We start from the raw sequence: 14,999 nt of genomic DNA on the forward strand, positions 1-14,999 counted from the left end.
TCATGTCCACACATGCCAACCTCGAACGCCGCAGGCAGGCCATATATGGCTGGCTTCTTTTGTCACCGGCGCTGGTTTTGCTCTCTGCTTTTGCATTCTACCCAAGCATCGCGACGCTCTGGACCAGCCTGTTTTCGCGCGGCACGCGGCGTAGACCCGTCGAATATGTCGGATTTGAAAACTATTCCGATCTCTTTGCTGATCCCACTTTCTGGTTGGTGGTCAAAAACAACCTCATGTACGCAGGTGTCACAATCCCGGTTTCCATGGGTATTGCACTGGCGATGGCCCTTTGGGCGAACGGAAAAATCCGCGCGCGTGGCTTTGTAAGGACCGCTTATTTTACACCAACGGTCCTGCCCATGATCGCGGCGGCCAATCTGTGGCTCTTCTTCTACACCCCGGGCTTGGGCGTGCTTGACCAAATCGGCAGCGTTTTCGGCCTGCCTTCTGTCAATTGGCTGGGTCAGCCTGAAACCGCACTCTGGGCGATCATTATTGTGACCATATGGAAAGAGGCAGGGTTCTTCATGATCTTCTACCTCGCTGCGTTGCAAACGATCCCAGAAGAATTGAAAGAAGCCGCTGATATCGAAGGCGCCAGCCGCTGGACCTATACCCGTCGTATCGTCTTGCCGCTGTTGATGCCCACCACCTTGTTCATCGCGGTCAATGCGCTGATCAATTCGGTCAAGCTGATCGATCACCTGTTCATTCTGACGAAGGGTGGGCCATCGGACGCATCCAAACTGCTGCTCTACTACATCTGGGAAATGGCCTTTGCCTTCTTCGATGCCCCAAGTGCGGCTGCGATGACGGTGATGGTGATTGTTGTTCTGGCCATCATTGCAGCGATCAAGTTCAGCTACCTCGATAAAAGGACGCACTACCAATGAAGAGCCTCACGAACTTTATGGACAGCTTCGGTGCGATCCTGTTGGCTATCATCTGGATTGCGCCCCTGTTGTTCGCCTTCTGGGCCGCCACACATTCAACATCTGACGCCGTCAATCTGAACCTTTTCTCGCCCTGGACGTTGGAAAATTTCCGGGTGGCCTGGGCCGGGGCACCGTGGCTGAAGTACTTCCTCAATACCTTCATGCTGGTCACGATCATCCTGATTGGTCAGTTCTTTCTGACCACTTTGGCGGGTTTTGCCTTTGCGCAGCTAACTTTCCGGGGGAAGGATTTCGTGTTCATTCTCGTGCTGATGCAGCTTTTCATCCTGCCCGAAGTTCTGATCGTCGAGAACTACGCGATGGTATCACGGCTGGGTCTGTTCGACACGATCCTCGGCGTGGGCATGCCTTACATGGCGTCTGCCTTTGGCATCTTTCTGATGAGGCAAGCCTTCAAAGGCGTCCCAATTGAATTGCACGAGGCAGCGCGGATCGAGGGTTGCGGGCTACTGGGGATCCTGTGGCGGGTCTATGTGCCACTCGCGAAACCGACATATCTGGCCTATGCGCTCGTGTCTGTTTCAACCCATTGGAACAACTTCCTATGGCCGCTGATTGTAACCAATTCGCCTGATACGCGGCCTCTGACCGTCGGCCTGTCGATCTTTGGTGCGCCGGAAAACGGTGTTGATATCAGCATCATCTCGGCGGCGACCATGATGTCGGTAGCGCCCTTGCTGATTGCTTTCCTCATCTTCCAGCGTCAGTTCGTTCAAGCCTTCCTGCGCGCAGGGATCAAATGACGGCGATCCTGCAAATTTCCGACACCCATATTGTGCACGAAGGCGCACTGGTGTCGGGACGGCTCGATACAGCGGACGCCCTGGGACGACTGGTTGAACGGATCAGTGGCATTCGCGATAAAATCGGGGCGATTGACGCGCTGTTGGTCACGGGCGACCTGAGCGATGGTGGTACCGCCGCAAGCTATGACCGTTTCAAGTCGATCATCGCGCCTTTAGGTCTTCCAACTTATGTCATTGCTGGCAACCATGACGCACGCGAACCGATGCGAGCCGCCTTTGCCCAAGATCTTCCCGCAAGCGGCCATTTGGACTGGAGCCGTCGCGTCGGCGACATCCATTTGATTGGCTTGGACACTTTGGTCGAAGGGCAAGGAGCGGGCGCGCTGTCCTCAGACAGCTTGTCCTTTCTGCAAGCCGCCCTCGCGCAAGCAGGCGGCGCGCCGGTGCTTCTGGCGTTGCACCACCCGCCATTCGCGTCTGGCATCCGCTTCATGGATAAGATCGGGTTGACCAACCGTGAAGCGTTTCGCGAAATCATTGCCGATTACAAAGGCACGTTGCGCATTGTCTGCGGCCACGTCCACTGCATGATGGTGACCGATGTGGCGGGTCATATCGCGCTTTCAGCGCCATCGCCCTGCAGCACGTTCGCCTATGACCGTCGCTCGGACGCGCCGGTCGGGTTTTACACTCAAGAAGACGGCTGCCTCTTGCATCGATGGAATGGTGGCTTTGAGTCGATCCGGATTGGTCCGGTCGCCGGTCCGGGCCCTTTCCCGTTCTGATCGTTCTACCTGAAAGAAAGCAAAAAAGGTGAGTGAACCGCACGCTATCCAAATCCTTATCCATATCGCAGGCGCAGCTGCTCTGTTGATCTGGGCTGTCCGCTTGGTTCGTACCGGAGTTGAACGCGGGTTCGCGGCGCCCATGCGTTTCTGGCTGCGCCATTCGGCCAAGAACCGGCTGCTGGCGGCTGGAACAGGGATGGGGGCGGCCGTGCTGTTGCAAAGTTCCACGGCGGTTGCGGTTCTGGTTTCCAACTTTGTCTCAAAGGGCGGACTGGGGGCTGCGACAGGGCTGGCATTCTTGCTGGGGGCCGATGTCGGATCTGCCGTGGTGACACAGCTGTTGATGGTGCGCCAACCGCTTTTGATCCCATTGCTACTGGTCATCGGAATCACGATTTTTCTGCGCGGCGAAGGCAGCAACACACGTCAGATTGGCCGCATCATGATCGGGCTTGCCTTGATTTTCGTCTCGCTTGATATGATCCGAGGCGCAACAGAACCCATGATTTCAAACCCCGGTACACAGGCCGTTATGGCCTATCTAGGCCGCGATCTGTTGACTGCTTTCATCATTGGGGCCGTTTTCGCCTGGGGCGTACACTCCAGTGTCGCGGCGGTGTTGCTGTTTGTCACCTTGGCCGGACAGTCGATCCTGCCGGTCGCTGCCGCCGCCGCGATGGTTCTGGGGGCCAATCTGGGCGGTGGCTTCATTGCATTTGTTTTGACCTATTCCGCACCGCTTTCGTCGCGCAGAATGGTCATGGCAAATCTGATCCTACGAGGCGGTGGGGCCGCACTGACACTGGCACTGATCACAGCCTTGCCGGACGTCTTGACCCAACTTGGCGCAACACCCGCGCGACAAGCCATCAACCTGCACCTCGCCTTCAATGTGGCATTGGCTATCGTGGCGCTTCCGTTGGTCGGGGCGATAACATCCGGATTGTCATATGTTATGGTAGAAAAACCTGCCTCAAACGCTTCGTTGCAAACCATCAGTGTCCTGGACCCCGCGCTTCTGGATCGGCCCCAGCGCGCAATTGACTGTGCGGCGCGTGAATTGCTTACCATGGGTCAAAAGATCGAACGGATGTTGATCGCGGTCGAACCGCTCTATGACCAATGGAACGCGACCACCGCCAGCATGATCGTGGATCAGGACAAGGCCATCAAGAAAACTCACCTGGACATCAAACTCTACCTTGCCCGCCTTGGACAGAAGGGAATGAATGAAGATCTGAGCCGACGTTCCATGGAGCTTGCCTCGATTTCTTCCAACCTCGACGCTGCGTCCGATGCGATAACGAGGATAATGCTCGATCTTGCCGAACGTCTTGACCGACAAAAACTCAACTTTTCGCCTAAGGGCCGCGAGGAAATCAGTGACTTCATGGATCGTGTTCAGAGCAATGTGCAGCTTGCTTTGAATGTGATGCTAAACCAAAATCCTGCTGAAGCGCGCGAACTGGTCGCCGCCAAGGAAAAGGTGCGCATGGTCGAACAGAAATTGCAGCGCAGCCATATCGGCCGTCTGCGCGAGGGGCTTACCGAAAGCATTGAGACCAGCAACATCCATCAAGAAACGTTGCGCGCGCTTAAGCAAATCAACACTGCTTTCTCAATGGTGGGGCACCCAATCCTCCTGAAATCAGGCGACCTGTTAAAGAGCCGCCTTGCCTAGCGGCATTGCTCATTAGCTTGCGGGATGTCGAATGGTCGCTTGGGGGCCGCGGTTACGATGCCGACCGGTTCAGAGAAGCGTTGAAAGACAACGGGATATGCGCCGGCATCCCAGACCGAAAGCAGCGCAAGAAGGCATTGAAATATGAGAAGTGGTGTTACAACGCCGGAACCGGATCGAGATCATGTTCGGCAGGCTGAGGGATTGGCGGCGTGTGGCAACCCGATACGACAGATGCCCGAAGGTCTTCCTGTCAGCCATCGCCCTCGCAGCACTCTTCATCTGCTGATTATGAGTCCTTACCCTAAGCATATCGCGTATTCCTTGCGTGTCTTTGAAAGCCAAAAAAACTGTGTTTGCGGTCAGCCAACTCGAGCATATCGAAATTCGATGTAGACGCATTGATGCAGACCTTGGGTCGTGCTCGATGGCGCTTCAATTCGAGTTCGGTGCTTTGCGGTGGAGGCCGTCAGGCACGATTTGCGCTAGGTGTTTGTGGTTCTTTGCCTCAATGTGGCCACTGAAACCGGAACAGTGAGGGCACGGGATGGAGACGCGCGAAGTGGGGCGTACAGGCCTGCGGATCGGCACGTTGGGGCTAGGTGGCGCGCCGTTGGGGGGCAATTTTGTCGACCTGTCGGACGCCGAAGCCAGACAAATCGTTCAAACGGCGCAGGGCGCTGGGATGCGCTACTTTGACACCGCTCCGTGGTATGGTTTTGGTCGGTCCGAGCGGATTATGGGAGACGCTCTTCGCGGCACGGATTACGTTCTGTCGGACAAGGTTGGTCGACTCCTGCGGCCCGGTGGTGTGGCCGATCCCATGCAGTTTGGCATGGTCAATCCGCTGCCGTTCCACGTGGTGTATGACTATAGCTATGATGGCATTATGCGCGCCTTTGAGGACAACCTGCATATGTTGGGCCTCGACCGTATCGACATTCTGTTTGCCCATGACATTGGCGAAATGACCCACGGCACCGAGAATGCGCGTCACTTTGAGGATCTTCGTTTATCGGGTTACCGTGCCATGGATGAGTTGCGCCGCACGGGCGCGGTCAAGGCCATTGGGATTGGCGTCAATGAGAATGCCGCCTGTATGGATGCCCTCGGGATCGGTGATTGGGATGTCTTTCTTTTGGCGGGCCGCTACACGCTGTTGGAGCAGACGGCGTTAGACGCGCTTTTTCCGGCCTGCGAAGCTGCGGGAACCTCTATAATTTGCGGGGGGCCTTTCAACTCTGGGATTCTGGTCGGGCGCGACACTTGGAATTATGCCAAAGCACCGCCAGAGGTCATGGCAAAGACCAGACAGATAGCCGATGTTGCAGATGTCCATGACGTGCCACTGGCCGCAGCGGCGCTGCAATTTCCCTTGGGCCATTCGCTGGTGACGTCGGTCATTCCCGGGCCTCGTAACCCCAAGGAACTGCAGGAGATCATCGACTGGTTTGCGGTGCGCATTCCGCCGGAGTTTTGGCAAGAGCTCCGTACCAAAGGTATCTTGGCAGAAGGCGTTCCGGTGCCCGGGCAAGACAAATAGTGCGCCGGGCCGTCACTTTGGTCCGTACCAATACATCAAACTGGCTGTGAAACTCGGCGGGATTGGACCTAGGCGGGCCAAGAATCAGTTGTTAGACATTGGTTTGAGGAGAGCCAATGGACGCGATTGTACTGACTTTTGAGATGATGGTGGTCTTGGGGCTGCTTGCGTTTACGGTATTTCTTTTCATTTCCGAGATCATACGCATCGATTTGGCAGCCATACTGGTCATGCTGCTGTTGGGCATCCTCAGCACGTTGCCCGGGCTTGGGAACCTTGCCAATGGGGCTGAGCTGTTCGCCGGGTTTTCGTCCAATGCCGTAATCTCGATCATTGCCGTGATGATTATTGGCGCAGGGTTGGACAAGACGGGGCTGATGTCGAAAGTCGCTGCGCTGATCCTGAAGAGGGGCGGAACGACCGAGGGGCGGATCATCCCAATCGTTTCGACCACAGTGGGCATCATCAGCTCATTCATGCAGAACGTCGGAGCCGCTGCGCTGTTTCTGCCTGTGATCAGCCGAATTTCAGCCCGGACAGAAATCCCGATGAGCCGCTTGGCGATGCCCATGGGTTTCTGTGCAATCCTCGGCGGAACGATCACGATGGTTGGGTCTTCGCCGCTAATCCTTTTGAACGACCTGCTGATCTCGGCCAATCAAACCCTGCCGGACGATCAGCAAATGGAACCCTTTGGGCTCTTTTATGTCACGCCCATTGGCGTGATGCTGGTCATGACAGGCGTTCTTTACTTCGTCTTGCTTGGGCGCTGGACGTTGCCGGGTCAGCGTGGACGCGGGGAAGACGCGGGCGCCGCCCGAACCATGCAAACCTATATCGAGAACACCTATGGTCTGCGCGCGGACATGTTCGAAGTACGCGTCCCTGAGGGCTCTATTCTGATTGGTCAGACACTGTCCGACATTATGGTCGCGCATCATCTCTATATTCTGGGCACGTCCTACAAGGGGCACAAAGTTATCGCGCCGATGGCCGATACAGTGATCGAAGCGCCTGCGCGTTTGGCGGTCATGGGTCTTCGCCGGGTTCTCGAGCATGAGTTCGCAGAACCTTACGGACTGGAAATTTTGCCTGCGCTTGATGTCTTTTCGGATGATTTTGCCGCGACAGAATCCGGTGTCGCCGAGGTGGTTATCCCACCGGGATCATCCGCGATCGGCCAGTCGCCGATCGATCTGAGATTGCGTCAGTCCCATGGCCTGTCAATTCTGGCGATCCATCGGGGCGAAGAAACGCTGAGCCACGTTGAAACCGAAGATCATGTCGCGACACACATCGGTGCGGTGCCTTTGCAGGCAGGCGATACATTGGTGGCGCATATTCAATGGGAACGGCTGACGCGCATTAAGTCTGATCAGGATTTTGTCGTTGTGACCTCGGACTTCCCGCAGGAAGAGTTGCGCCCGCACAAGGTTAACTGGGCGCTTGGTTTCTTCTTGATGACGTTGGGGCTGATCCTGTTCACTGATCTGTTGCTGTCCTTGTGCCTACTTGCCGGGGCTGTGGGCATGATCTTGTCTCGGGTTTTGTCGGTGGACGAGGCGTATGATGCGGTTGGCTGGAGTACGGTGTTCCTGTTGGCGTCCTTGATCCCACTCGGGCAGGCTGTGCAGAACACGGGAACGGCGGCCTGGATTGCCGCGCAGGTGCTTTATCTGCTGGATGGCTGGCCGTTGTGGGCGCTGCAGGCCGGGTTGGCCATTCTTGCGACGGTGTTCACACTGGTCATGTCAAATGTGGGCGCGACGGTTTTGCTGGTGCCTTTGGCTGTTTCGATCGCGGTTTCCGCTGGCGGCAACCCTGCGATCTTTGCGCTGACGGTTGCCCTGTCTACCTCGAACTCATTCCTCATTCCGACCCATCAGGTCAACGCGCTCATCATGGGACCTGCGGGTTACCGGGTGGTCGATTTCGTCCGGTCTGGCGGCATAATGACGGTTCTGTTCCTGATCGTGCTGATGGTCGGACTGACGATGATGTACTAAGGCGGGCCAACGTATCCGTCTACCCGCCTCATTGGTTTCTGGTCGCCTGGAATGGTGTTCCGTCCTCAGGCCGGTTTGAAGGCCCGCAGGACCTGACGGGTCGCTTCGACCATCGGTTCATGGGTTTCTTTCAGGATCGCAACCCGGTCAAACCGCTCAGCGTCACGCGTCACCGCGATCCGCAGCGCTGCGCCGAACGCCATGCGCAGTTCGGTTCCGATGTTGAACTTGCAGACGTTTGATCCTTGCGAAAGCATAATTCTTTCGCTGATGGGAACGCCGGAGCCGCCATGGATAACCAGCGGCACCGAAGTCAGGGATTCGATGGTCCGCAGCCGTTTCATATCCAGCCCTGCGCCCGGTGTTTTCTGCAAATGAACATTGCCAACTGAAACGGCCATCGCGTCTACGTTTGTTTCGGTTGCAAAGCGTTCTGCTTCTTGCGGATCGGTGCCATCCGATGCTTCGCCCTCGGCATAGCCAACAAAGCCAATCTCGCCCTCGCAGGACACGCCAGCGGAATGCGCTTCAGCAGCAATCTGTTTGGTCAGGGCGATGTTTTCTTCCAGCGGCAAACGCGAGCCGTCGTACATGACCGACGAGAAACCGGCATCAATCGCAGCCCGGCATTCATCGGCACTTGCACCGTGATCAAGATGCGCCACAACGGGCACTGACACGCTGTCTGCCAGATTGCGGAACATGGCGCCCAGTACGGGCAGAGGTGTGTGCGCGCGACAAGACGGGCCGGCCTGCAGAATGACCGGAACGCCTTCGGCTTCTGCCGCGACCGCAAAGGCGCGCATGTCCTCCCAGCCAAGGGTCACCAGACCGGCGACTGCATATTGGCCTTTGAGGGCCGGTTGAAGGACTTCGGAAAGTGTCGCCAAGGTCATTTGAATTTCGCAATCATATCTTTGATGCCGGGGATCGTTTCGATTTGGTAGGCATGCGTCGGCTGGAAATACTGTACGAGGCTACGCTGGCTCAGCCCGCCGAGAATTGTGAAGTAGTACATTTCATAGCCGGGCAGCACGCAGCAGGGATGATAGCCGTTGTCGAGGCAGATCGTTGAGCCATCCACGATGTGGTAGGCATCTCCGGGCTTGCCGTCTTCGCGCTGAAGCATCTGTACGCCGGATCCGTGGTTGGGCTTAAAGCGGAAATTGTAGGTTTCGTCGTGGCGTGTCTCTATGGGCAGACGGTCGGTGTCATGTTTGTGGCTGGGGAACCCGGACCAACCACCAGCGCCAACGGTGAACAGCTCTGACACCAACAGGCGACCCACCTTGTCATGCTGCTTCTGGCCAAGGATATGTTTGATTTTGCGATGCGTTTTCGTGTCGTCTGATCCGTATTGCACCAAATCAATATCTTCGGCGCGTACGTCGAACGGATCCAGCACCTTGTCGTAGCGTGCGCCAGCCACAAAGGTTTCCGTTTCATCGGATACACAGGTCATCGTGACTTTGGCGCCAACAGGCACGTAGACGCCCTCTGGTTCCCCGTCCCAAACGTCTTCGCCGCGGTTTCCGACAGCTGGAAAGGATACGCCCTCGATTTCAATATCCACTGATCCGGTGGCTGGAGCGATGCAGGTTTCGTAGCCGGGCACCTGATATTCGAACGACTGGCCTTTGGTCAGTTTGACAATGTTGAAATAATTCAGGGGAACCGTGCTGTCATCGATATCGACGATTGGTTTGTTCGCGTTGTCAAATGGGGCGATATGCATATCAGAGATCCTTTTAGCCGCGGAGGGGCGCGGGATGGGTGTTCAGAAATTCGTCAAGGGCGGCAGGCGTCGGCATGGCGACGGCGCATCCAACGTTGGAAACAACGATCGCCGCACAGGCGGACCCACGCAAGACGGCCTCTTGCAGCGGTCGGCCTTGGGTCAGTGATGACATCATCCCGGCCATAAAGCTGTCGCCCGCACCCGTTGGTTTGATGGCGCTTGCGGGGTAAACCCCGGTGTGCATTTCATCACCATCTGCGAAGGTCACGGCACCTTCAGGGCCCATCTTGTAGACAACAATCGCCGCGCTGGTGCTGGCCAGTCGTCGCGCCATATCCTGCCCTTTTGCAATGTCACCGGCCATAAAGCCGAATTCTTCGTCGTTCCCAACGATGACATCCGCCATGCCGCCGGCACGCGACAGAACCTCTTCGGCGACCTGCGGTGAAGGCCAGCTGTAGGGCCGGTAATCCACATCAAATATGATCGGCAGTCCGGCGGCCCGGGCCTTTTCAAATGCCAGGAACGCGGCGCTGCGCGATGGTTCTGCGGCAAAGACGGTTCCTGTGGTGATCACGGCGGAATAGGCAGAAAAATCGATGGCTTCTATGTCCGAAGCATCCATCTGGAAGTCCGCTGCGTTGTTTCGATAGATAACGCTTTGATGTTCTTCGATACGGGTTTCGTAGATTGCCAGCGACGTGCGACACTCTCCCGTGACTTTACGCACATGGTTTTTTGAAACGCCATATGCATCCAGTTGATCCAGGCAATACCAACCGATGGAATCGTCGGACACGCAGGTAACCAGCGAAGCGTCACATCCCATACGAACCAGCCCTGCGGCAATGTTCGCGCTGCTACCGCCCATTGAAACGAACATTGTCTCGGCTTCTCGCGTGCGGGTGTTTTGCGGTGTGGGAGTCATGTCCATGCCGACACGACCGATCACAAGGTATTTGCCTGCAGACAGGCGATCCATGCTCATGTCAGTCTCCATTCGGGCGGGGCCCGTTTTTTGCATCTTGCGCTGTTGATGCCATCAGGATACTAATTTTGCAACCGGTTGCAAGATGGCATTGCAATCGAACACCCACAAACGTTGGCGGAGCGGGAAACATGGCGCAAATCGGTATTGGAATCGTTGGCGGCGGCTACATGGGCAAGGCGCATGCCGTGGCAATGTCTGCGGTTGCCACAGTGTTCGAGACCAAGTTGCGGCCGTCTCTTGAAGTTGTTTCAGCGTCCAGCCCGGAAAGTGCGGAGCGGTATCGCCAGGCCTATGGCTTTCGTCGCGCGGCCTCTGATTGGCAGGATCTCGTGAACGATCCCAAAGTCGAGGCCATTGTTATTGCATCGCCTCAGAGCACGCATCGTGCCGTTGCCGAGGCCGCGTTTGCATTGGGCAAACCCGTATTTTGCGAAAAACCCTTGGGCGAAAATGCACAGGACAGCCGGGCCATGGTCGCGGCTGCCGAAGCGTCAGGATGCCCCAATATGGTGGGCTTCAACTATATTCGTACGCCTGCCAGCCAATACGCCCGCCGTTTGATCGCCGAAGGCGTCATCGGTGATGTGACCTGGTTCCGGGGTGAGCATACCGAGGATTTTTACGCCGATCCAAGCTTGCCCGCCACATGGCGTGCGCAAGGAGATGCGAATGGCACAATGGGAGATCTCGCCCCCCATATGATCAATGGCGCATTGGCATTGATTGGGCCAATCGCCAGCCTGATTGCTGAGGTCGAAACAGTTCACACCGAGCGCCCGGGTGGTTCGGTGGAAAACGATGATCATGCTCAGATGATGTGCCGCTTTGCTTCGGGTGCCATGGGGCATTTGTATTTCAGCCGTGTGTCGACGGGCCGCAAGATGGGATACGCCTACGAAATCTCTGGAACCAAGGGCGCAATCCGATTTGATCAGGAAGACCAAAATGCGATTTGGCTCTACCGTATGGAAGGGGACGAGGCGACCCGTGGGTTCACCAAGATTCTGACAGGCCCCGCGCACCCCGACTATCTGCCGTTTTGTCAGGGGCCGGGTCACGGCACAGGCTATCAGGATCAGATCATCATCGAAGCCAAGGACTTCCTTGAGGCTATCGAGACCGGACAATCCGTTTGGCCGACGTTCCGGGATGGCCTCGAAGTCAATCGCGTTGTTGCAACGGCCATGGAAGCGTCGCGGCAAAAGCGTTGGCTGGATGTTGCAGATTTCTGAGTGATTGAGAGAGAAACATGAGTATCAAGATTGGCAATGCTCCATGTTCCTGGGGTGTCGAATTCGCAAGCGACCCGCGCAACCCGGTCTGGCGTGATGTTCTACGGGACTGCGCTGAATCTGGTTACAAAGGCATCGAGTTGGGACCGGTGGGCTATATGCCTGAGGATCCGATCGAATTGGGTGATGCGCTTTCGGAGAACGCACTGGAATTGATTGGCGGTGTTGTGTTTCGTCCGTTTCACGATCCGTCGGGGTGGGACGAAGTTCTGGATGGCGCGGCGCGCACTTGCAAATCGCTGGCTGCGCACGGTGCAAGGCATTTGGTGCTGATTGACTCGATTTCCAAACGCCGCGCGCCCACAGCAGGCCGTGCCCACGAGGCTGAGCAGATGGATGCCGCCGAGTGGGCTGGCTTTCGGGACAGGATCGCAACCGTGGCGCGGATGGGTGCGGAAGACTATGGTTTGACGGTCGGCATTCACGCCCACGCGGGTGGTTTCATCGACTTTGAGCCGGAGCTCGAAAGACTGCTGGACGAAATCGATGACTCGATTTTGAAGATCTGTTTTGACACCGGGCATCACTCCTATGCGGGCTTTGATCCGGTGGCCTTCATGCAACGGCACGTCGACCGCATTTCATATGTTCACTTCAAGGACATCGATCCAAAGGTCAAAGCGAAGGTGATCGCCAATCGCACGGATTTTTACGAGGCATGCGGTCAGGGTATTTTCTGCAGTCTTGGAGAGGGAGACGTTGATTTCCAATCAGTCAGGCAGGTTCTTCTGGACGCAAACTATGAAGGCTGGTGCACTGTGGAACAGGACTGTGATCCCACTTTGGCTATTGCTCCAACCGACGACGCGCGTGCAAACCGCGCATATCTACACACAATAGGGTTCAACTAAGGAAAGCTGTCATGGCAAAATTGAAATGGGGCATGATCGGTGGCGGAGAAGGCAGCCAGATCGGCCCCGCGCATCGCTTGGGTGCCGGACTGGATGGCGCGTTTGAATTCACCGCGGGTGCGTTGGATCACCGCCCGGACGCTGGCCGGGAATACGGGCAGCGCCTCGGTCTCGCTGAGGATCGCGCCTATGGTGATTGGCAGGAAATGCTGGCTGGCGAAAAAGGGCGTGAAGATCGCATTGACCTTGTGACCGTCGCCACACCAAACTCAACCCACTTTGAGATCACCAAGTCGTTTTTGGAGGCGGGTTTCCACGTCTTGTGTGAAAAGCCGATGACCATGACGGTCGAAGAAGGCGAAGAAATTGTGAAGCTTGCCAAATCCACAGGCAAGATTTGTGCGGTTAACTATGGTTATTCGGGCTATTCCCTTGTGCGCCATATGCGGGCCATGGTCGCGCGCGGCGACCTTGGCAAAATTCGCATGGTCAAGGCAGAGTTCGCACATGGCCATCACGCCGATGCAGCCGACGCGGACAATCCTCGGGTGCGCTGGCGTTATGATCCGGCTCAGGCCGGAGTATCTGCGCAGTTCGCGGATTGCGGCATTCATGCATTGCACATGGCGTCATTTGTGATCGGGCAGGAAGCTGAACGTTTGTCGGCTGATACCGTGAGCTGCATCCAAAGCCGCGAGCTGGAAGATGACGCGATGGTCAACCTGCGTTTTGACGGTGGTGCAGCGGGCCGTCTTTGGACGTCCTCCATTGCCTTGGGCAATCAGCATGGGCTGACCATGCAGGTTTTCGGTGAAAACGGTGGTCTGCGCTGGGCACAGGAGCAGCCGAACCAGTTGTTCTGGACCCCGTTGGGTGGACGCGTGCAGATCATTGAGCGCGGCGAAGGCAACCTGTCCCCCGAAGCCGACCGAACAAGCCGCGTCACGGTCGGGCACGCCGAAGGCATGCCGCTGGCCTTTGCAAACATCTATGCGGACCTTGCCGAGGCTATCAATGCCGACAAGCAAGGCCGTCCGATTGATCCGGCTGCGAACCTGTACCCCCGAGCCGAAGACGGCTTGCGTTCGATGGCAGCGGTTTCGGCGGTCGCAGAAAGCGGCAAAGCGGACGGTGCCTGGATGGACGCGCGTCCGCCAATGTTCCGTTAGGCTTCAACAGGACAGAGCCGCCTGCAGAATGGCCCGATCTGTTAATCTTCCGAAAGGGGCGCCTTTAGGGTGCCCCTTTCTATTACGTCGCAGGGAAACACGTGACAGCGTGGTGGGCCTGCTTGTTCGTCAAGCATGCTATCCATCAGATCAACCGATGCTGCCACGATTTGGTGTATCGGCTGGCTGATGGTTGTCAGGTTGATGTTGGGCCAGCTGGCGGCCTCCATGTCGTTCACACCGAGGATGCCGATGTCCTGCGGAACTCTGAGCCCGGCCTCCTGCATGGCGGTCAGCGCACCGATGGACAAGACATCATCGCCGCCGAAGTAGGCCTGTGCGGGTTCCTGTGTCAACAAGGCCTGCATGGCACGTCGACCAGCATCAAAACTGTAGGCCTCAGCAAAGCTATAAGAAAAATGCGCTTTGCTCTGGCTGAGAATTTCAGCAAACCCTTTCAGGCGATCTTGGGTGGATGTCGCATCTTCCGGCCCGCCAAGGAAGGACACATGCGAGTATCCGGCCGCAAGGATGCGCCGCGCGGCCATGCGCCCGGCCTCGATGTTGTCGATACCAACAACATGAACCGGTGGAGCAACGCTGGCCCTGCCGAAACTGTTCACCACAGGGATGCGCGCCTCACGAAAGGCAAGCGCGAAATCCGGGGGCAGGGTTGATGAGGCCACGATCACACCGTCGACCGAGTATTGCTGTAGCATCCGGACCGAGTTCGCCGGATCAGTTTCATCGGACAGATTGACCAGCAGCGGCCGGAGCCCAAGATCCTGCAAGCCGCGTGTGAACAGGTCAAAAATTTCCAGAAACAGCGGGTTGCGAAAGTTGTTAGAGACCAAGCCAATCAGCTTGGTGCGCCCGGTCGTCAGAGACGAAGCCAAAGCATTCGGGCTGTAGCCCAGTTCCTGCGCGGCCCTTTCGACGAGGGTGCGCATCTTTGGCGACACGGATGCACCGGGGGTGAAGGTACGCGAAACAGCTGAGCGAGAAACGCCAGCCCGCTCTGCGACATCCTTCAAGGTTACAGCCATCTTCTCGTTCGTCCCCCAATGCCCTGTTCTTTGTAAACCAGCTTGATGCAACTGCGCAGCGACAAATTTGAATTTCTGTCCATCCCCGTCGGCAAAAGCTGGCCTGTTGCATCTACGGCAGGCATACCCGACTTTGCCCTGCTCGCCCATCGCGATATGCTGAAACGGCAAAGCCCGGAAAACGGGTGA

At 56.8% G+C, this 14,999-nt stretch carries 14 protein-coding genes and 1 pseudogene; 11 read left to right on the forward strand and 4 right to left on the reverse strand.

Going from position 1 to position 14,999, the window contains the following annotated elements; all coding sequences use genetic code 11:
* The first annotated feature begins 2 nt into the window (after positions 1 to 2).
* From PFY00_RS16435 to PFY00_RS16465, 7 genes and pseudogenes are all read left to right on the forward strand, one after another.
* A complete protein-coding gene (locus tag PFY00_RS16435; protein ID WP_271433679.1) occupies positions 3 to 896 on the forward strand; it encodes a carbohydrate ABC transporter permease in 894 nt (297 codons plus the stop codon).
* Positions 893 to 1,702, forward strand: a complete 810-nt coding sequence (locus PFY00_RS16440) for a carbohydrate ABC transporter permease (RefSeq protein WP_271433680.1) — start codon at positions 893 to 895, stop codon at positions 1,700 to 1,702. Before PFY00_RS16435 ends, PFY00_RS16440 begins: the two co-directional genes overlap by 4 nt.
* Positions 1,699 to 2,490, forward strand: a complete 792-nt coding sequence (locus PFY00_RS16445) for a phosphodiesterase (protein ID WP_271433681.1) — start codon at positions 1,699 to 1,701, stop codon at positions 2,488 to 2,490. The genes PFY00_RS16440 and PFY00_RS16445 overlap by 4 nt, the downstream gene beginning before the upstream one ends.
* A gap of 28 nt (positions 2,491 to 2,518) precedes the next feature.
* Complete coding sequence (locus PFY00_RS16450; RefSeq protein ID WP_271433682.1) at positions 2,519 to 4,174, forward strand: Na/Pi cotransporter family protein; 1,656 nt, start codon at positions 2,519 to 2,521, stop codon at positions 4,172 to 4,174.
* Positions 4,174 to 4,463, forward strand: a pseudogene (locus PFY00_RS16455) (transposase); the annotation flags it as partial. The gene PFY00_RS16450 and the pseudogene PFY00_RS16455, both read left to right, overlap by 1 nt.
* A gap of 258 nt (positions 4,464 to 4,721) precedes the next feature.
* Positions 4,722 to 5,717, forward strand: coding sequence for an aldo/keto reductase (locus PFY00_RS16460; protein ID WP_271433683.1), 996 nt, complete (start codon positions 4,722 to 4,724; stop codon positions 5,715 to 5,717).
* 116 nt (positions 5,718 to 5,833) lie between these two features.
* Positions 5,834 to 7,723 carry an SLC13 family permease gene (locus tag PFY00_RS16465; protein WP_271433684.1) on the forward strand — a complete coding sequence of 630 codons (1,890 nt, stop codon included), beginning with the start codon at positions 5,834 to 5,836 and terminating at the stop codon, positions 7,721 to 7,723.
* 65 nt (positions 7,724 to 7,788) lie between these two features.
* Here the strand turns inward: PFY00_RS16465 and PFY00_RS16470 are convergent, their stop codons facing one another.
* The 3 genes from PFY00_RS16470 to iolC are packed head-to-tail and all read right to left on the reverse strand — an operon-like array spanning position 7,789 to position 10,449.
* Positions 7,789 to 8,619 (reverse strand): class II fructose-bisphosphate aldolase, encoded by an 831-nt coding sequence (locus PFY00_RS16470; protein WP_271433685.1) that lies wholly within the window; start codon positions 8,617 to 8,619, stop codon positions 7,789 to 7,791.
* A complete protein-coding gene (locus tag PFY00_RS16475) occupies positions 8,616 to 9,458 on the reverse strand; it encodes a 5-deoxy-glucuronate isomerase (RefSeq protein ID WP_271433686.1) in 843 nt (280 codons plus the stop codon). The genes PFY00_RS16470 and PFY00_RS16475 overlap by 4 nt, the downstream gene beginning before the upstream one ends.
* 13 nt (positions 9,459 to 9,471) lie before the next feature.
* Positions 9,472 to 10,449 (reverse strand): 5-dehydro-2-deoxygluconokinase, encoded by a 978-nt coding sequence (iolC, locus tag PFY00_RS16480; RefSeq protein ID WP_271433687.1) that lies wholly within the window; start codon positions 10,447 to 10,449, stop codon positions 9,472 to 9,474.
* 131 nt (positions 10,450 to 10,580) lie between these two features.
* On the opposite strand from iolC, the gene PFY00_RS16485 reads away from it, so the two are divergent.
* From PFY00_RS16485 to PFY00_RS16495, 3 genes are read left to right on the forward strand one after another with little or no spacing between them, the layout of a single operon-like run.
* A complete protein-coding gene (locus PFY00_RS16485) occupies positions 10,581 to 11,684 on the forward strand; it encodes a Gfo/Idh/MocA family protein (RefSeq protein ID WP_271433688.1) in 1,104 nt (367 codons plus the stop codon).
* A 17-nt stretch (positions 11,685 to 11,701) separates the two neighbouring features.
* A complete protein-coding gene (locus PFY00_RS16490; RefSeq protein ID WP_271433689.1) occupies positions 11,702 to 12,595 on the forward strand; it encodes a TIM barrel protein in 894 nt (297 codons plus the stop codon).
* An 11-nt stretch (positions 12,596 to 12,606) separates the two neighbouring features.
* Positions 12,607 to 13,764 carry a Gfo/Idh/MocA family protein gene (locus PFY00_RS16495; RefSeq protein ID WP_271433690.1) on the forward strand — a complete coding sequence of 386 codons (1,158 nt, stop codon included), beginning with the start codon at positions 12,607 to 12,609 and terminating at the stop codon, positions 13,762 to 13,764.
* A gap of 41 nt (positions 13,765 to 13,805) precedes the next feature.
* On the opposite strand, the gene PFY00_RS16500 is transcribed toward PFY00_RS16495, so the two are convergent.
* Positions 13,806 to 14,810 (reverse strand): LacI family DNA-binding transcriptional regulator, encoded by a 1,005-nt coding sequence (locus tag PFY00_RS16500; RefSeq protein ID WP_271433691.1) that lies wholly within the window; start codon positions 14,808 to 14,810, stop codon positions 13,806 to 13,808.
* 45 nt (positions 14,811 to 14,855) lie between these two features.
* Here PFY00_RS16500 and PFY00_RS16505 point away from each other — a divergent pair, with 45 nt between their 5' ends.
* The gene (locus PFY00_RS16505) at positions 14,856 to 14,999 is read left to right on the forward strand and encodes a hypothetical protein (protein ID WP_271433692.1); all 144 of its coding nucleotides are present in this window, start codon (positions 14,856 to 14,858) and stop codon (positions 14,997 to 14,999) included.

Origin of the sequence: Thalassococcus lentus (genome assembly GCF_028023555.1) — a bacterium.
Taxonomy (GTDB): domain Bacteria; phylum Pseudomonadota; class Alphaproteobacteria; order Rhodobacterales; family Rhodobacteraceae; genus Thalassococcus_A; species Thalassococcus_A lentus.